At 70.5% G+C, this 18432-nt stretch carries 13 protein-coding genes; 7 read left to right on the forward strand and 6 right to left on the reverse strand.

From position 1 onward, the window contains the following. Positions 1-175: 175 nt before the first annotated feature. A complete protein-coding gene (secA, locus tag OG440_RS22575; protein ID WP_406008606.1) occupies positions 176-3022 on the forward strand; it encodes a preprotein translocase subunit SecA in 2847 nt (948 codons plus the stop codon). 105 nt (positions 3023-3127) lie between these two features. Here secA and OG440_RS22580 read toward each other — a convergent pair whose 3' ends face one another. After that, positions 3128-3775, reverse strand: coding sequence for an Rv3235 family protein (locus OG440_RS22580; protein ID WP_406008607.1), 648 nt, complete (start codon positions 3773-3775; stop codon positions 3128-3130). Positions 3776-4189: 414 nt separating this feature from the next. Between OG440_RS22580 and OG440_RS22585 the strand changes: the two genes are divergently transcribed. Next, complete coding sequence (locus tag OG440_RS22585) at positions 4190-4705, forward strand: DUF6912 family protein (RefSeq protein ID WP_406008608.1); 516 nt, start codon at positions 4190-4192, stop codon at positions 4703-4705. Positions 4706-4921: 216 nt separating this feature from the next. Beyond that, the gene (locus tag OG440_RS22590; protein WP_406008609.1) at positions 4922-5593 is read left to right on the forward strand and encodes an HAD family hydrolase; all 672 of its coding nucleotides are present in this window, start codon (positions 4922-4924) and stop codon (positions 5591-5593) included. An 81-nt stretch (positions 5594-5674) separates the two neighbouring features. On the opposite strand, the gene OG440_RS22595 is transcribed toward OG440_RS22590, so the two are convergent. Then, positions 5675-6241 (reverse strand): DJ-1/PfpI family protein, encoded by a 567-nt coding sequence (locus OG440_RS22595; protein ID WP_406008610.1) that lies wholly within the window; start codon positions 6239-6241, stop codon positions 5675-5677. 1008 nt (positions 6242-7249) lie between these two features. Here OG440_RS22595 and OG440_RS22600 point away from each other — a divergent pair. Then, positions 7250-12196 (forward strand): NAD-glutamate dehydrogenase, encoded by a 4947-nt coding sequence (locus OG440_RS22600; RefSeq protein ID WP_406008611.1) that lies wholly within the window; start codon positions 7250-7252, stop codon positions 12194-12196. 115 nt (positions 12197-12311) lie between these two features. Here OG440_RS22600 and OG440_RS22605 read toward each other — a convergent pair whose 3' ends face one another. Together OG440_RS22605 and OG440_RS22610 are read right to left on the reverse strand one after the other, a co-directional pair. Further along, positions 12312-13157 (reverse strand): ABC transporter ATP-binding protein, encoded by an 846-nt coding sequence (locus OG440_RS22605; RefSeq protein ID WP_406008612.1) that lies wholly within the window; start codon positions 13155-13157, stop codon positions 12312-12314. Next, a complete protein-coding gene (locus OG440_RS22610; protein WP_351764278.1) occupies positions 13150-14067 on the reverse strand; it encodes an ABC transporter permease in 918 nt (305 codons plus the stop codon). Before OG440_RS22610 ends, OG440_RS22605 begins: the two co-directional genes overlap by 8 nt. A gap of 172 nt (positions 14068-14239) precedes the next feature. Between OG440_RS22610 and OG440_RS22615 the strand changes: the two genes are divergently transcribed. Beyond that, positions 14240-14887 (forward strand): TetR/AcrR family transcriptional regulator, encoded by a 648-nt coding sequence (locus OG440_RS22615; protein WP_406008613.1) that lies wholly within the window; start codon positions 14240-14242, stop codon positions 14885-14887. 34 nt (positions 14888-14921) lie between these two features. Beyond that, complete coding sequence (locus OG440_RS22620; protein ID WP_406008614.1) at positions 14922-15566, forward strand: LuxR C-terminal-related transcriptional regulator; 645 nt, start codon at positions 14922-14924, stop codon at positions 15564-15566. A 137-nt stretch (positions 15567-15703) separates the two neighbouring features. On the opposite strand, the gene OG440_RS22625 is transcribed toward OG440_RS22620, so the two are convergent. Then, positions 15704-16198, reverse strand: coding sequence for a MarR family winged helix-turn-helix transcriptional regulator (locus tag OG440_RS22625; RefSeq protein WP_406008615.1), 495 nt, complete (start codon positions 16196-16198; stop codon positions 15704-15706). Between the two features lie 142 nt (positions 16199-16340). Between OG440_RS22625 and OG440_RS22630 the strand changes: the two genes are divergently transcribed. Continuing rightward, on the forward strand, positions 16341-16754 hold the full coding sequence (locus OG440_RS22630; RefSeq protein ID WP_171397613.1) for an organic hydroperoxide resistance protein: 414 nt from the start codon (positions 16341-16343) through the stop codon (positions 16752-16754). A 39-nt stretch (positions 16755-16793) separates the two neighbouring features. Here OG440_RS22630 and OG440_RS22635 read toward each other — a convergent pair whose 3' ends face one another. After that, entirely contained in the window at positions 16794-18353 is a 1560-nt protein-coding gene (locus OG440_RS22635; RefSeq protein WP_406008616.1) for a hypothetical protein, read from the reverse strand. Positions 18354-18432: the final 79 nt, after the last annotated feature.

Below are 18432 nucleotides of genomic sequence, written 5' to 3' on the forward strand. Positions count from 1 at the left end.
GGGCCCGGCCGTTGTCCCTTTTGAAGAAGATTTTGGAGCAGGTGCGCAGCAGTGTGTGGTCCTCGTCGCGGCAGGCCTCCCGGGGTGGCGGGGTCCTCGCATACGATGGCCGTTGCTCAGCAAGTCCACTGGAAACCGACCGTCCCAGGCCCGACCGGCAAGGAGACCAACCCCCGTGTCCGTCCTCTCGAAGATCATGCGTGCAGGCGAAGGCAAGATCCTGCGCAAGCTGCACCGCATCGCGGACCAGGTCAACTCCATCGAAGAGGACTTCATCGACCTCTCCGACGCCGAGCTGCGCGCCCTCACGGAGGAGTACAAGCAGCGGTACGCCGACGGTGAGAGCCTGGACGATCTGCTGCCCGAGGCGTTCGCCACCGTGCGTGAGGCCGCCAAGCGTGTCCTCGGTCAGCGTCACTACGACGTGCAGATCATGGGTGGTGCCGCCCTGCACCTCGGCTATGTGGCCGAGATGAAGACCGGTGAGGGCAAGACGCTCGTCGGCACGCTGCCGGCGTATCTGAACGCGCTGTCCGGCAAGGGTGTCCACCTGATCACGGTCAACGACTACCTGGCCGAGCGCGACTCCGAGATGATGGGTCGCGTCCACAAGTTCCTGGGTCTGGAAGTCGGCTGCATTCTCGCCAACATGACGCCGGCCCAGCGCCGCGAGATGTACGCGTGCGACATCACCTACGGCACGAACAACGAGTTCGGCTTCGACTATCTGCGCGACAACATGGCGTGGGCGCAGGACGAGCTGGTCCAGCGCGGCCACAACTTCGCCATCGTCGACGAGGTCGACTCCATCCTGGTCGACGAGGCGCGTACGCCGCTGATCATCTCGGGTCCGGCCGACCAGGCCACCAAGTGGTACGGCGACTTCGCGAAGCTGGTGACGCGCCTGAAGAAGGGCGAGGCCGGCAACCCGCTCAAGGGCATCGAGGAGACCGGCGACTACGAGGTCGACGAGAAGAAGCGCACGGTCGCCATCCACGAGGCCGGTGTCAGCAAGGTCGAGGACTGGCTGGGCATCGACAATCTCTACGAGTCGGTGAACACCCCTCTGGTGGGCTACCTGAACAACGCCATCAAGGCGAAGGAGCTCTTCAAGAAGGACAAGGATTACGTCGTCATGGACGGCGAAGTCATGATCGTCGACGAGCACACGGGCCGTATCCTCGCGGGCCGCCGCTACAACGAGGGCATGCACCAGGCGATCGAGGCGAAGGAAGGGGTGGACATCAAGGACGAGAACCAGACGCTCGCCACGATCACCCTTCAGAACTTCTTCCGCCTCTACAAGCGCCACGACCACAACGACAAGGAACAGCCCGGCCTCTGCGGCATGACCGGTACGGCGATGACCGAGGCCGCCGAGTTCCACCAGATCTACAAGCTCGGCGTGGTCCCGATCCCGACGAACAGGCCGATGGTCCGCAAGGACCAGTCCGACCTGATCTACCGCACCGAGGTCGCGAAGTTCGAGGCGGTCGTCGACGACATCGCCGAGAAGCACGAGAAGGGCCAGCCGATCCTCGTCGGTACGACGTCGGTCGAGAAGTCCGAGTACCTGTCGCAGCAGCTCTCCAAGCGGGGTGTGCAGCACGAGGTGCTGAACGCCAAGCACCACGAGCGTGAGGCGTCGATCGTCGCCCAGGCGGGCCGCAAGGGCGCCGTGACGGTCGCGACCAACATGGCCGGCCGTGGTACCGACATCAAGCTCGGCGGCAACCCCGACGACCTCGCGGAGGCGGAGCTGCGCCAGCGCGGCCTCGACCCCGAGGAGCACATCGAGGAGTGGGCCGCCGCGCTGCCCGCCGCCCTGGAGAAGGCCGAGCAGGCGGTCAAGGCCGAGTTCAACGAGGTCAAGGAGCTGGGCGGCCTCTACGTGCTGGGTACCGAGCGGCACGAGTCGCGCCGTATCGACAACCAGCTGCGCGGTCGTTCCGGCCGTCAGGGCGACCCGGGCGAGTCCCGCTTCTACCTGTCGCTGGGTGACGACCTGATGCGGCTGTTCAAGGCGCAGATGGTCGAGCGCGTGATGTCGATGGCGAACGTGCCGGACGACGTGCCGATCGAGAACAAGATGGTCACGCGCGCGATCGCGTCCGCGCAGTCGCAGGTGGAGCAGCAGAACTTCGAGACGCGTAAGAACGTCCTGAAGTACGACGAGGTGCTCAACCGTCAGCGTGAGGTCATCTACGGTGAGCGGCGCCGCGTCCTGGAGGGCGAGGACCTCCAGGAGCAGATCCACCACTTCATGGACGACACGATCGACGCGTACGTCGGTGCGGAGACCGCCGAGGGCTTCCCGGAGGACTGGGACCTGGACCGGCTGTGGGGCGCCTTCAAGCAGCTCTACCCGGTGAAGGTCACCGTCGAGGAGCTGGAGGAGGCGGCCGGGGACCGGGCCGGTCTGACCGCCGAGTTCATCTCCGAGTCCATCAAGGACGACATCCGCGAGCAGTACGAGTCGCGGGAGTCGCACCTCGGTTCCGAGATCATGCGTGAGCTGGAGCGCCGGGTCGTGCTGTCGGTCCTGGACCGCAAGTGGCGCGAGCACCTCTACGAGATGGACTACCTCCAGGAGGGCATCGGTCTGCGTGCGATGGCGCAGAAGGACCCCCTGGTCGAGTACCAGCGCGAGGGCTTCGACATGTTCGCCGCGATGATGGACGGCATCAAGGAGGAGTCCGTCGGCTACCTGTTCAACCTGGAGGTGCAGGTCGAGCAGCAGGTCGAGGAGGTCCCGGTGGAGGACGCCGCGCCGGTCGACATGGAGAAGCAGGACGTGGTGCCGGCGCAGGCGGGTTCGCGTCCGGAGATCCGGGCGAAGGGTCTGGACGCTCCGCAGCGTCGTCAGCTGCACTTCTCGGCTCCGACGGTGGACGGCGAGGGCGGCACGATCGAGGGCGACTTCGACAGTGACGAGGACGAGCCGGTGCGCTCCGAGGCCGATGGCCTCACGCGCGCGGAGCGCCGCAAGCAGGCGAAGGCCGGGCGGCGCCGCAAGAAGTAGGGCGCGTCACCCCGCGGCCACGGCGCGGTGGGCTTCGTAGCGGCTTGAGGGCCGGGTCACCTTCGGGTGGCCCGGCCCTTTGCTGTTCGGCGGTTCGGGGGCCGCTCAGTCGTCCTGTGGGTGGGGGCGGCGGGTGCCGTCGAGTTCCACCGCGGTGCAGCGCCAGCGGTGGTCGGTGCCCAGTTCCAGGCGGAAGGCCATGGCCCGCAGGCGGTCACCGGCGCCGATGCGGGCGAAGGCCTCGATGGCGCCGGGGCGGGGGACGTAGTAGCCGATGTCCCGCACGACGGGGCGGGCGCCGCGGGTGGTGCGCAGGGGGCCGCGTTCGGCGAGGTGGGCCAGGTCGTCGTAGGCGTGGCCGACGGTGTGGCGGAGCATGAAGTGCACCGGGCGCCGGCCTGTCAGGACCTCGAGGAGGCGGTCGGCGAAGAGGTCCGTGGGGCGGGGCTGGGAGACGGGCCGCCGGGGGATCTGGACCGGGGCGGTCGGGGAGCCGGCGGGGGCATTGGTGCCGGTGCCGGTGCCGGGTCGGGGAGTGAGTGACCGGGGGGTTGTGGGGCGGCTGTCGGTGGGGCGGGTGCGGGTGGGGGAGCTGGTGCCGGGGGGACCGGGTGGGCGGCCGCCGCCGGACGCCGTGCGGGGGGCGCCGCCGCCCGGGGTGCGGGGCGGGGCGCCCCCGGGGCGGCGGGTGTCGTGGCGGCCGGCAGGGCGGGTGCCGGGGTGGTGCTGCGTCCGCGTCATGACCTTGTTCATGGGGCTCCCCGTTCGGTGGGCTCGGCTCTACCGGTCGGTAACTTGCCGTTGTGGATCTTGTACGCGGTGTCGCTGCATGACGGCAAGGAAGCGGAGCGTGCGTGGCGGGGGTCGGGCGGATTCCCCTATCAGGGTGAGTGGGGGGCGGTGAATGCCCGGCGTTGCGGGGGCGGCCCGGGTGAGTCACGTGGTCCCGGGTTGACGGTCGCGGAGGTGTGGGCAGGGGCCCGAAAGGGGACGGCCGCACGTATCCTGATGGCCCTCGGGAGGACGCGGAACCGTGCTCGCGCGGTTATCGAGTCCGAGCCGGCGACCACGATCGCCACCACGATCCCGAGCGCCGCCACGACCCCGATCACCACGATCACGATCGCCACAACGACCCCGACCCCGACCACGAAAGAGCGGCCAGCCATGCGCGTCTACGTCCCCCTGACCCTCCCCGGCCTCGCCGAGGCGCACAAGACGGGTGAGCTGGGGTCCGGGCAGCTCGTCGCGTACGCCGTCACGCCCGCGTTGCGCGAGTGGTATCTCTCCGACGACATCGAGGAGCTGGAGTACGCGGCGCTCGGCAGGGCCGCGCTCGCCTCGCTGCGGCTGCTCGCGGCTGACCCGGGCGCCCCGCGGCGCCGGGTCGTGGTCGCCGTCGACGTACCCGACCGCGCGGCTGCCGCGGACCCCGACCGCGGTCTCGATCCGGCGGCGCTGGGCGAGGTGCGGGTGACGGGTCCCGTGCCGCTGGCCAAGGCGGCCGCGGTGCACGTCGACGCCGGGGAGGCGGAGACGGACGTGACGGCCGCGGCGGAGGCGCTCGCGGCTGCGGACGGCGGGGACGACGACGCGCAGTTCGTCGTCGACGGGGCCGAGGACCATGAGCTGCTGTGGTTCGACCGGCAGGAGATCCCGACCCTGGTGGGGTCGGGGGACTGAGTTCGCCGGACCGGCTGTTCGGTAGATCCCAGCCCTGTGGGGTCGGGGGGCTGGGTTCGCCGGGCCGGCTGTTCGGTTGCCGGGCTGCCCGGCCGTCCGCGCGGCCGTACCGCGCTTCCGTTTCGGCTGCCGCGGTCGGGTGGCGCAGGGGGTGACCGGGTGCCGCCGCTTCGGTCGGTCACTTGATTGTCGGTGGTGGCGGGTACGTTTGCAGGTATGGGGAAGCAGGAAGCGGCGCACATCGTCTGGGACTGGAACGGGACGCTGTTCCACGACAACGACGCGATCATCGGGGCGACGAACGCGGCATTCGGCGAGCTGGGGCTGGAGCCGATCACACAGGAGCAGTACCGGGCGCTGTACTGCGTTCCGGTGCCGAAGTTCTACGAGCGGCTCATGGGAAGGCTGCCCACCGATGCCGAGTGGGAGGTCATGGACGACATCTTCCACCGGTACTACGCCGAGCACCGGGTGCGGTGCGGGCTCACCGAGGGCGCGGTGGAGCTGCTCGCGGGGTGGCGGTCGGCGGGGCACAGCCAGTCTCTGCTGAGCATGTACGTACACGAGGAACTCGTGCCGCTGGTCCGGGGGTTCGGGATCGAGCCGCACTTCGTACGGGTCGACGGGCGGACCGGGCCCTCCGGGGGCAGCAAGGCCGAGCACATGGTGCGGCACCTCGAAGCGCTGACCGGGGTCCAGGCGGCGCGCACGGTGGTGATCGGCGACGCCGCGGATGACGCGGTGGCCGCGTTGCACGTGGGCGCGCAGGCCGTGCTGTACACCGGCGGGTCGCACGGTCGGGCCAGCCTGGAGGGGGTGGGGGTGCCGGTGGTGGACACGCTGGGGGAGGCCGTGGAGGTCGCGGGGCGGTTGGCCGCGGCTGCGTAGGGCCGGTGAGGTGTGGTGCCGGCGCGTGGGCGCCGTGAGCCCTGACCGGTGCGGCGTCCCGAGGGCGCCGCACCGGTCGGGTCACGTCACCGGTGCCTTGGTGCGTAGCACCTTGAGGAACTCGCGCATCCAGGCCGAGTGGTCCGGCCAGGCGCGGGCGGAGACCAGGGTGCCGTCGACGACCGCCTCGGCGTCCTGGAAGGTGGCGCCCGCCGACTGCATGTCGAGCTCCAGGGCCGGGTACGCCGTGACGCGCCGGCCGTGGAGGGCGTCCGCGGCCGCGGTGAGCAGGGGGCCGTGGCAGATCTGGGCGACCGGCTTGTCGGCGTCGAAGAACGACTTCAGGATCTTGCGGAGCTCGGGGTCGTTGCGGAGGTACTCCGGGGCGCGGCCGCCGGGGATGACCACGGCGACGTACTGGCCGGGGTCGACCTCGGAGAACGCGAGGTCGGCGGGCCAGGTGTAGCCGGGCTTCTCGGTGTAGGTGTCGAAGCCGGGTTCGAAGTCGTGGACGACGAACTGGAGCTTCTTGCGGGTGGGGGCGGCGATGTGGACCTCGTAGCCTTCCTCGCGGAGGCGTTGGTAGGGGTAGAGGACTTCCAGGGATTCCGCTGCGTCGCCGGTGACGATGAGGATTTTCGCGGTCATGGTGGGCGGCTCCTTCTCCTCTCGGGCGGGCGTTGCCATGGGCAACGTGCCTCTTGTGGACGGGCTTGCCAAGAGGGGGCGCTTTCAGCGTCCCGCGGGGCGGGGCCGGCGTCGACTTTTCTCGCCCCCGCCGCCCCTACCCGACCCATCCCAGGGGGCTCCGCCCCTTCCACCCCACCAGAAGCTCGGCCTGCACTTCGGCGGGGACTGCGTCCCCTGCGCGCCTCCGGGGGTCCTGCGACTGCACCCCTGCCGGGCTGCGTCCCGTGCACCCCTCAGTCCTGCGCCTGTACCTCGGCGGGGAATGAGTCTTCTTCGCCCCTGAACCCCTGCGGGGCACCGCGCCCCCCTGCACCCCACCCGGGACTCAGCCCCTGCACCCCGGCGAGGCACCGCGTCCCCCGCACCCCACCCGGGGCTTCGCCCTACCCGGCGCTTCGCCCCCGACCCCGGCGCGGGGGACTACGTCCCCCGCGCCCCTCGCACAGCAGCAGGCTCGGCGCAACCCACCCGTCCCGCCCGGATCCGATCCCCGGGCTTTTCGGATGGCGCCCCATCCCACGTCATCCGCTGTTCCGCCCCTGTGCAGAACGGCAAAGTTCCGGGTCGGGTTTTGTACACATACGGCTCATGACGGGAGGCCCGGGAGGGGCGATAGCCTTGGTGGCGTGATCAGCGCGATAGCTCGCGGGGGCAATGTCGCCCCTGCCCTGCGCCCGGTGTGTGCGGACCATCTCCGCAGCCGGGCGGCGGACGCTGGTCGGCGCGGGCGGGACGGGGCCGAAAGGGCCCCCCGGACGCCGTGCACCCCCCGGACGCAGCAGACGCGGAGAGCAGCGTCACACCCGGGTGTGGTGTCGAGAATGGCTGATAACCCCCCGCTCATCTCATCTTGCGGCATAGCGTCGGAGCAGACCGGAGACCCCGGGCCGTGGCGTCGAGCCGCAGGGGAAGAGACCGTACTTCCTTCTACGTCACGCAACGGCGCGCGACAGGAGCCAGAGGACAATGCAGACCAAGCTGGACGAAGCCAAGGCCGAGCTGCTCGAGAGGGCGGCGCGGGTCGCTGAGAACAGCCCGGTCGGGGGGCACCTACCGACTGGGACGACGAGCGAGGGCACTCCGGGGACCCCGGACCACGCCACTCTCCTCGCGTTCCTCCAGCGCTACTACCTGCACACCGCCCCGGAGGACCTGAGCGGCCGCGACCCGGTCGATGTCTTCGGAGCCGCGCTCTCGCACTACCGGCTGGCCGAGAACCGGCCGCAGGGAACGGCCAACGTAAGGGTGCACACCCCTACGGTCGAGGAGAACGGCTGGACGTGCAGTCACTCGGTCGTCGAGGTCGTGACCGACGACATGCCGTTCCTCGTCGACTCCGTCACCAATGAGCTGACCCGGCAGGGGCGGGGGATCCACCTCGTCATCCACCCGCAGGTGGTCGTGCGGCGCGATGTGACCGGCCGGCTCATCGAGGTGCTCAGCACGCCGCCCGCCGCGGCGGACCTGCCGCACGACGGGCATGTCGAGTCGTGGATCCACGTCGAGATCGACCGTGAGACCGACCGTGCCGACCTGAAGCAGATCACCGCCGACCTGGTGCGCGTGCTGTCCGATGTCCGCGAGGCCGTCGAGGACTGGGAGAAGATGCGGGACACCGCGCTGCGGGTCGCCGATCAGCTCCAGGAGGAGCCCGTCCCCGGCGATCTGGCGCGGCCCGAGGTCGACGAGGCCCGTGAGCTGCTGCGCTGGCTGGCCGCCAACCACTTCACCTTCCTCGGCTACCGGGAGTACCAGCTGCGGGGCGACGACTGCCTCGCCGCCGTCCCCGGGACCGGGCTCGGCATTCTGCGCTCCGACCCGCATCACGCCGAAGGTGACGACCACCCGGTCAGCCCGTCGTTCGAGCGGCTGCCCGCCGACGCCCGCGCCAAGGCGCGTGAGCACAAGCTGCTGGTGCTGACCAAGGCGAACAGCCGGGCCACCGTGCACCGGCCCTCCTACCTCGACTACGTCGGTGTGAAGAAGTTCGACCAGGACGGGAACGTGGTCGGGGAACGGCGGTTCCTCGGGCTGTTCTCCTCCGCCGCCTACACCGAGTCCGTGGTGCGGGTGCCGGTCGTGCGCCGCAAGGTCGAGGCCGTGCTGGAGGGCGCCGGCTTCTCGCCCAACAGCCATGACGGGCGCGACCTGCTCCAGATCATGGAGACGTACCCGCGCGACGAGCTCTTCCAGACGCCGGTGGACGAGCTCCGGGCCATCGTCACGTCCGTGCTCTACCTCCAGGAGCGGCGCCGGCTGCGGCTGTACCTGCGGCAGGACGAGTACGGGCGCTACTACTCGGCGATCGTCTACCTGCCCCGCGACCGCTACACCACGGGCGTGCGGCTGCGGATCATCGACATCCTCAAGGAGGAGCTGGGCGGGACGAGCGTCGACTTCACCGCCTGGAACACCGAGTCGATCCTGTCCCGGCTGCACTTCGTCGTGCGGGTCCCGCAGGGCACCGAGCTGCCGGAGCTGTCCGACGCCGACAAGGAGCGCATCGAGGTGCGGCTCGTCGAGGCGGCGCGTTCCTGGGCGGACGCCTTCCAGGAGGCGCTCGTCGCCGAGCTCGGCGAGGAGCGGGCCGCGGAGCTGCTGCGGCGCTACCACAACGCCTTCACCGAGGGGTACAAGGCCGACCACAGCCCGCGTTCCGCTGTCGCCGACCTCTGCCATCTGGAGCGGCTGACCGAGGAGCGGAACTTCTCGCTCAGCCTGTACGAGCCGGTGGGTGCCGCGCCCGGCGAGCGTCGCTTCAAGATCTACCGCAAGGGTGACGCGATCTCCCTGTCGGCCGTGCTGCCGGTCCTGAACCGGCTCGGTGTCGAGGTGATCGACGAGCGGCCGTACGAACTGCGCTGCTCGGACCGCAGCAACGCCTGGATCTACGACTTCGGTCTGCGGATCCCCAAGTCGCTGGCGGGCCCCGGTGGGGACTTCCTCGGTGACGACGGGCGTGAGCGGTTCCAGGAGGCGTTCTCGGCGACGTGGACCGGCAAGGCGGAGAACGACGGGTTCAACGCGCTGGTGCTGGGCGCGGGGCTGCACTGGCGGCAGGCGATGGTGCTGCGCGCGTACGCCAAGTACCTGCGTCAGGCCGGGTCCACGTTCAGCCAGGACTACATGGAGGACACCCTCCGGACCAACGTGCACACCACCCGGCTGCTCGTGTCGCTGTTCGAGGCACGGATGTCGCCGGACCGGCAGCGCGCCGGGCACGAGATCGTCGACGCCCTGCTCGAGGAACTGGACGCGGCGCTCGACCAGGTGGCGTCGCTCGACGAGGACCGGATCCTGCGGTCCTTCCTGACCGTCATCAAGGCGACCCTGCGGACGAACTTCTTCCAGGAGCGCGCGGGCGGCGAGCCGCACGACTACGTGTCCATGAAGTTCGACCCGCAGGCCATCCCGGACCTGCCGGCGCCCCGGCCGGCGTTCGAGATCTGGGTGTACTCGCCGCAGGTGGAGGGTGTGCACCTGCGGTTCGGGAAGGTCGCGCGCGGTGGTCTGCGCTGGTCCGACCGGCGGGAGGACTTCCGTACCGAGGTGCTCGGCCTGGTGAAGGCGCAGATGGTGAAGAACACCGTCATCGTGCCGGTGGGTGCCAAGGGCGGCTTCGTCGCCAAGCAGTTGCCCGACCCGGCGGTGGACCGTGACGCGTGGCTGGCCGAGGGCATCTCCAGCTACAAGACGTTCATCTCGGCGCTGCTCGACATCACCGACAACATGGTCGGCGGGGAGGTCGTGCCGCCGGCCGACGTCGTACGGCACGACGAGGACGACACCTATCTGGTGGTCGCCGCCGACAAGGGCACGGCGACGTTCTCGGACATCGCCAACCAGGTCGCCGAGTCGTACAACTTCTGGCTCGGTGACGCCTTCGCCTCGGGCGGCTCGGCCGGCTACGACCACAAGGGCATGGGCATCACCGCCCGCGGTGCCTGGGAGTCCGTGAAGCGGCACTTCCAGGAGCTGGGCCTGAACACGCAGGCCGAGGACTTCACGGTCGTCGGCATCGGTGACATGTCCGGTGACGTGTTCGGCAACGGCATGCTGCTCAGTGAGCACATCCGGCTGGTCGCGGCCTTCGACCACCGGCACATCTTCATCGACCCGAAGCCGGACGCGGCGACCTCCTACGCCGAGCGCCGCCGGCTGTTCGAGCTGCCGCGCTCCAGCTGGGCCGACTACAACGGTGATCTGATCTCGGCCGGTGGCGGAATCTTCCCGCGTACGGCGAAGGCGATCCCGGTCAACGGTCACATCCGGGAGGCCCTCGGGATCGAGGCGGGCGTCACCAAGCTGACCCCGGCGGACCTGATGAAGGCGATCCTGCGGGCGCGGGTGGACCTGCTGTGGAACGGCGGCATCGGCACGTACGTCAAGTCCGGCGCGGAGTCGAACGCCGACGTCGGCGACAAGGCCAACGACCCGATCCGGGTGGACGGCGCCGACCTGCGGGTCAAGGTCGTCGGCGAGGGCGGCAACCTGGGGCTGACCCAGCTCGGCCGGATCGAGTTCGCGCTGCACGGCGGCAAGATCAACACGGATGCCATCGACAACAGCGCGGGCGTTGACACCTCCGACCACGAGGTGAACATCAAGATCCTGCTGAACGGTCTGGTCGCCGAGGGTGACATGACCGTCAAGCAGCGCAACAAGGTGCTCGCGGAGATGACCGACGAGGTCGGCGCGCTCGTCCTGCGCAACAACTACGCGCAGAACACGGCGATCGCCAACGCCCTCGCCCAGTCCAAGGACATGCTCCACGCCCAGCAGCGCTTCATGCGCCACCTGGTCCGGGAGAAGCACCTGGACCGGGCCCTGGAGTTCCTGCCCACGGACCGGCAGATCCGTGAGCGTCTCGGCGCCGGCCAGGGCCTGACCAGCCCGGAGACGGCCGTCCTGATGGCCTACACGAAGATCACGGTGTCGGACGAGCTGCTGCACACCTCGCTGCCCGACGACCCGTACCTGCGGGGTCTGCTGCACGCGTACTTCCCGACGGCGTTGCGCGAGCGGTTCGCCGAGGGGATCGACAGCCACCCGCTGCGCCGCGAGATCATCACGACCGTGCTGGTCAACGACACGGTCAACACGGGCGGTACGACGTATCTGCACCGGCTGCGGGAGGAGACCGGCGCCTCGCTGGAGGAGATCGTGCGGGCCCAGACCGCGGCCCGGGCGATCTTCCGTTCGTCGCCGGTGTGGGACGCGGTGGAGGATCTCGACAACCAGGTCGAGGCCGACGTCCAGACCCGGATCCGGCTGCACTCGCGGCGGCTCGTCGAGCGCGGTACGCGCTGGCTGCTGAACAACCGGCCGCAGCCGCTCCAGCTCGCCGAGACCGTCGACTTCTTCGCCGAGCGCGTCGAGCAGGTGTGGTCGCAGCTGACGAAGCTGCTGCGGGGCGCGGACCTCGAGTGGTGGCAGCGGATCCACGACGAGCTGACCGATGCCGGCGTCCCCGACGAGCTGGCCGACCGGGTGGCCGGGTTCTCCTCGGCCTTCCCGGCGCTGGACATCGTGTCGGTGGCGGACCGGATGGGGCGGGACCCGCTGGACGTCGCCGAGGTCTACTACGACCTCGCCGACCGTCTGCACATCGCCCAGCTGATGGACCGCATCATCGAGCTGCCGCGGGCCGACCGCTGGCAGTCCATGGCCCGCGCCTCCATCCGCGAGGACCTGTACGCGGCCCACGCGGCGCTGACGGCGGACGTGCTGGCCGTCGGCAACGGCACCTCGACGCCCGAGCAGCGGTTCAAGGCGTGGGAGGAGAAGAACGCGGCGATCCTGAGCCGGGCGCGCACCACGCTGGAGGAGATCCAGAGTTCGGAGACGTTCGACCTGGCCAACCTGTCGGTGGCCATGCGGACGATGCGTACGCTGCTGCGGACGCACTCGTAGGAACCCGGGAAACGGGGGTGCCCCCGAGCCGTCGAGGCTCGGGGGCACCCCCGTTCGTCCGTTCATCGCCCCGTGAGGGGGGCGTGAGGCGGAGTGTGAGGCCGGGCGTCGGGCGTCAGGCAGGCTTCGGCTTGGCCTTGGGCTTCTTCTTGTCCCCGGTGAACGCCTCGTACGCCTCCAGGACCTCCTCCGTCGGGCCGTCCATGCGCAGTTCGCCGCGCTCCAGCCACAGCACCCGGTCGCAGGTGTCGCGGATCGCGGCGTTGCTGTGGCTGACCAGGAAGACCGTGCCGGCGTGCGCGCGCATCTCCTGGATGCGCTCCGCCGAACGCGCCTGGAACCGGGCGTCACCGGTCGACAGCGCCTCGTCGATGAGCAGGACGTCGTGGTCCTTGGCGGCGGCGATGGAGAAGCGCAGCCGGGAGCCCATGCCGGAGGAGTAGGTGCGCATGGGCAGGGAGATGAAGTCGCCCTTCTCGTTGATGCCGGAGAAGTCGACGATCTCCTGGTAGCGCTCCTTGATCTGCTCGCGCGTCATCCCCATGGCGAGACCGCCGAGGTAGACGTTGCGTTCGCCGGTCAGGTCGCCCATCAGGGCCGCGTTGACGCCGAGGAGCGAGGGCTGGCCGTCGGTGTAGATCTTGCCGTTCTCGACCGGCTGGAGACCGGCGATCCCCTTGAGCAGGGTCGACTTGCCGGAGCCGTTGGTGCCGATGAGGCCGATCGCCTCGCCCTTGTACGCGACGAAGGTGACGTTCTTGACGGCGTGCACGATGCGCATGCCGGCGGCCTTCTGGGCCTGCCCGGGGCGGATGATGCGGTTGAGGGCCGCTGTCGCGCTGCCCCGGCCGCTGCCGGTGCCGTTGATCCGGTAGACGATGTCGACGCCGTCCGCGATGACGGTGGGGGCCCGTTCGTCGACGGGCTCGGTGGGCGCGGTGCGCGGTGCGTTCTCAGCCACGGCCGTACGTCTCCTCAGCCTTCCAGAAGTAGATGAAGCCGCCGACGCCGGCGAGCAGCGCCCAGCCGGTCGCGACCAGCCATACGTGGGGCGGCAGCTGGCTCGCGTGGAAGCTGTCGATCAGCGCGAAACGCATCAGGTCGATGTAGACGGCGGCGGGGTTGGCCCGCAGCAGGTCGGCGACCCAGGCCGGCATGCCCTGGTGCTTCTCGAGGAGGTTGTCGATGCTCCACATCACGCCCGAGATGTACATCCAGGTGCGCAGGATGAACGGCATCAGCTGGGAGATGTCGGGGGTGTTCGCGCCGAGCCGGGCCAGGATCATCGAGACGCCGGCGTTGAACACGAACTGCAGTGTCAGGGCCGGAATGACGAGGACCCAGGACAGCGCCGGCGGCACACCCACGGCGAACAGGATGATGAGCAGGGCCGCCATCGAGAACAGCAGCTGCTGGAGCTGCTGGAGGCAGAACGAGATCGGCAGGGCGGCCCGGGGGAAGTGCAGGGCCCGCACCAGACCGATGCTGCCGCCGATGGCCCGGGTGCCCGCCATGATCGAGCTCTGCGTGAACGTCCAGACGAAGACACCCGTGACCAGGAACGGGATGAAGTCCGCCACGCCCTTCTTGGTCTCCAGCAGGACACCGAAGATGAAGTAGTAGACCGCCGCGTTCAGCAGCGGGGTCATCACCTGCCAGACCTGGCCCAGTTTCGCCTGGCTGTACTGGGCGGTGAGCTTGGCGGTGGCGAACGCGGTGATGAAGTGGCGGCGCGCCCAGAGCTGGCGGATGTACTCGGGCAGGGACGGGCGGGCGCCGCTGACCGTGAGGCCGTGACGGGCGGCCAGGGCCGCGAGGTCGCCGTGGGGGGCGGCCTGTGTCTGGGGCGGTGTGTGGAGGACCTGACTCACATCCGCTGCTTTCGCTCGGGGGAAGGGGTGCGGGCGGCGGCGTTTCCGGGGCCGCCCGACGTTTCCTTACGGTTTTCTTTACGTTTTCTTACGTCGGAACGGCACCGTATCGTCGCAACGTGAGAGTAGGCCGATTCGTCGTCGGAACGCAACCGTTTCGTCGTAACGGCCTATGCTGGTCGGCATGACGACGAACGCGACGAACGCCGATGGACCCCAGGTGCGCCCGCGCCGCCGGGCCCCCGCGGGCGCGGCCGTGCTCCGCGAGGAAGTGACGGAGGCCATCCGGGCCGCCGTGTTCGAGGAGCTCGCGACCGTCGGCTACGCGCGGATGTCCATCGAGGGCATCGCCCGGCGTGCCGGAGTGGGCAAGACCGCGGTGTACCGGCGCTGGCGCTCCAAGCTGCACCTGGTCCTCGACATCGTCTCGGTGATCGCCGTGCAGGGTCTGCCGGCCCCGGAGACGGGCAGCCTGGAGGGCGACCTGCGCATGCTCTACGAGGTGAGCTCCCGGGCCCTGCGGCACCCGGTGGCCTCGCAGATCATCCCCGACCTCCAGGCCGAGGCGGCCCGCAACCCGGAGATCGCCGAGGCCCTGCAGAAGGCGCTGAAGCAGGGGCAGGAGGAGGTCGCGCTGAAGATCGTGGCGGCGGCGGAGCAGCGCGGGGAGGTCCGCGAGGGGCTGAACGAGGAGCTGGCGCTCGATCTGATCTCCGGTCCGCTTTACTGGCGTTCGGTGGTGATCCGCAGCCCGAAGCTGCCCAAGGGTTACCTGGGCGCGCTGGCTCGTGCGACCACCGAGGCGATCAAGGCGCTGTGAGTGGCGCGGACGCCGTGACCGGAGTCGAGGTGGCATGAGAGTCGTGATGGCCGAGGACAACGCCCTGCTCAGGGAGGGCATGGTCCTGCTGCTGACATCGGCCGGGCACGAGGTCGTGGCCGTCGTCGGCTCGGGCCCCGAGGTCCTTCCGGCGCTCCTGCGGCACCGGCCGGACGTGGCGGTGCTCGACGTACGGATGCCGCCGGGCTTTCGTGACGAGGGTCTGCGGGCCGCGCTGGAGGCCCGCGTGAGGATTCCCGGCCTGCCGGTGCTGGTGCTCTCCCAGTACGTCGAGGAGTCCTACGCCGCCGAACTGCTGGGCGGGGGCGCGAGCGGGGTCGGCTATCTGCTGAAGGACCGCGTGGGCCGGGTGGACGAGTTCCTCGACGCCCTGGAGCGGGTCGCCTCCGGCGGTACGGCTCTGGACCCCGAGGTCGTCACGGAGCTGATGTCACGCCGCCGCGACTCGCCGCTGGACTCGCTCACCCCGCGGGAGCGCGAGGTGCTGAAGCTGATGGCCGAGGGCCGCGACAACACGACCATCGCCGACACCCTCGTCATCACCGAACGGTCCGTCAGCAAGCACATCGGCAACGTGTTCCTGAAGCTGAGCCTGCCCCCGAGCGACAGCGGCCACCGGCGGGTGCTCGCGGTACTGGCCTACCTGAACAACACCTGACCTGAAGACACCTGACCGGACTCGGCGAGCGCCGCTCGGACCGGCCCGCCGCCGCCCCCCTCGCCGGCCCGCCGTCGACCGATCCGCATCAGCCGGCCCGCCGTGACCGATCCGCCGCACGAGCCGGGCGGCAGGCCCTATTCCGCCTCCGGCTCCTCCAGGGCCGCCGCGTCGAGGGCCGAGGTGAGCTGGTCGAGGTGTTCGCGCAGGTCGCGGATCTCGTCCAGGTCGAACCCGGTCGCCGCGACGATCCGGCGCGGCACCCGCAGTGCCCGCTCGCGCAGGGCGACGCCCTCCTCGGTGAGCCGGATCTCCACCGAGCGCTCGTCGCGGGCGCTGCGCTCGCGGCGCACCAGGCCGGCCGACTCCAGTCGCTTGAGCAGCGGGGAGAGCGTGCCGGAGTCGAGGCGGAGGTGTTCGCCGAGCTTCTTCACGGGCAGTTCGCCGTGCTCCCACAGGACGAGCAGCACCAGGTACTGGGGGTAGGTCAGCCCGAGTTCCTTGAGGATCACGCGGTAGACGCCGTTGAAGGCGCGCGAGGCGGCGTGCAGGGAGAAGCAGATCTGGCTGTCCAGGCGGAGCCAGTTCTCCTCGGCGTTCTCCTGCGCTGCGGGTGTGGGCGTCGGGGTCATGCCTCCAGGGTAGCTCCAGCGAGCCATTTAGTTGTGCACAACTGAATTGTGTGCTCTACTTCTCTTCGTGAGGCGGTCCGGACGCCAACGGTGCGAGGGCCGGCCACCCCCCGACACGACTTCCGAGAGGGATGGTTCATCCATGGACGCGCTCTACACCGCAGTCGCCACCGCCACCCACGGCCGCGACGGTCGCGCCGTCTCCTCCGACGGCAAGATCGACCTCCAGCTGGCCCCGCCGGTGGAGCTGGGCGGCAACGGTCAGGGCACCAACCCCGAGCAGCTCTTCGCCGCCGGTTACGCGGCCTGCTTCGGCAGCGCGCTCGGTCTCGTCGGCCGCCAGGCGAAGGTCGACGTCACCGACGCCGCCGTGACCGCCGAGGTCGGCATAGGCAAGCAGGGCGAGGGCTTCGGCCTCAAGGTGACGCTGCGCGTCGAGCTGCCCGACGGCCTGGACGAGGCGACCGGCCGCAAGCTGGTCGAGACCGCCCACCAGGTCTGCCCGTACTCCAACGCCACCCGCGGCAACATCGAGGTCGACCTCGTCATCGAGTAGTCACCGGCCCCCTCCCGGGCGGGACGGCGATACAGCGGTTCAGTCGTTCCCGACCCGCGCCAGCACCTCCCCCGTCCGCCGGCTCCACGCCACCACCACCGCCTCCTCGGGCAACGGGTGCCGGCGCGTCAGCAGCAGCCAGCGGATGCGGTAGCGGTGGGCGATCCCCACCCGCTCGGCGCGGGTCGACTCGCGGGAGAGGTAGAAGCGGACGTCTTCGAGCCGCCGTAGCCGCTCCCGTTCGTCCAGGGCCGCGTCCGGCCAGGCCGGCGCGGCCAGGTTCGGCCCGTACCCGGCGATCGCGTGGACCGCGTAGTACCCGTCGGTGACCACCACCTCGCCGCGCCCGATGTACTGCGCGGCCCAGTCGTACGCCGGCCAGCGCGGCGGCGGTTCGAAGCCGACCGGATCCAGCGCGCGCGGCACCACCGCCCCCGCCTGCACCGTGAGGAAACCCAGGCAGGCCGCGGCCGCCGCCACCGCGCCCAGCACCCGCCGCCCCGCCCGCCACGGCCGGGGCGCCGCCAGTTCCACGGCCAGGGCGAACTGGAGCGGCACCAGGGTGAGCCCGAGGATCCGCCCCCAGGTGTAGTGGCCGCTGACGAAGCCGTACGCCACCACCAGGCACTCCAGGGCGAACATCAGCACCAGCGGGTCGCGCGCCGAGCGGCGGCCCCGGACCCACAGCGCCGGCAGCCCCGCCGCCGCCAGCCAGAAGTGGCCCGCCAGTCCGTCGTACAGGCGCCGGTGCATCGCGTCCACGCTGCCGTTCCCGGCCAGCCCGAACACGTCGAAGTACGGCCAGAGCCCCGCCACCAGCAGCGCGACGGCCCCCGCCACCGCCCACCGGGCGGCCACCGCGGCCCGCCACCCGCGCTGCCACCCCACGACGAAGGCCGCGCCCCCGGCCACCGCCGCGATCGCCGTGATCGGATGCACCAGCAGGATCACCCCGTACAGCACGCCCGGCGCCACGTACCCGGTGTAGCCGCGCATCCCGCTCGGACCCACGTACCGCACCCGGCGCGCGTCACGCGCGCGCGTGCCCGCCAGGGCCCACCCCCAGAAGGTGAGCCCGATGGCGAAGGTGGACGGGTAGCCGAGATTGCCGGTCATCGACATCAGGCCGAGGTAGCCGCTCCACCAGGCCCGCTGGGTGCCCCACAGCAGCGTCATCGCCGCCAGCCCGAGCACCGGCGCCCACGGCCTCGGTGTCAGCACGCGCGTGAAGCGTCCGATGCCGGTCAGCAGCACCAGCAGGTTCACCGGTCCGGCGACCCGCAGCACCGCCCAGCCCGACAGTCCGGTCACCCGGGCGAACGCGCCCTCCGCCACCGCGTACGGCGAGTAGTAGGGGCTGCCCGCGCCCGGCAGGTCACCCATCGGGTGCCGCGGGTCCAGGAGCCGGTCCTTCAGGCGTTCGACCACCGCCGCGTGCTGGCCGGCGTCGCAGCACTGCGGCACCCGCCAGTACGCCAGCGACATCACCAGCCAGAACAGGAAGCCGAAGGCCTGGTACGGGGTCGGCCGCCACCCCCGCCCGCCGCGCAGCGCCGTCACGCCGCGCACGGCCCGCCGGGTCAGGACACCGGAGCTCAACGGACCGCACCGGACCGGGCCGTGCCGGGGAGGAATGCGGGCAGGGAACCGGGCAGGGAGCGCGACAGCGCACCGTACC

Origin of the sequence: Streptomyces sp. NBC_00637 (assembly GCF_045161545.1) — a bacterium.
Lineage (GTDB): Bacteria > Actinomycetota > Actinomycetes > Streptomycetales > Streptomycetaceae > Streptomyces.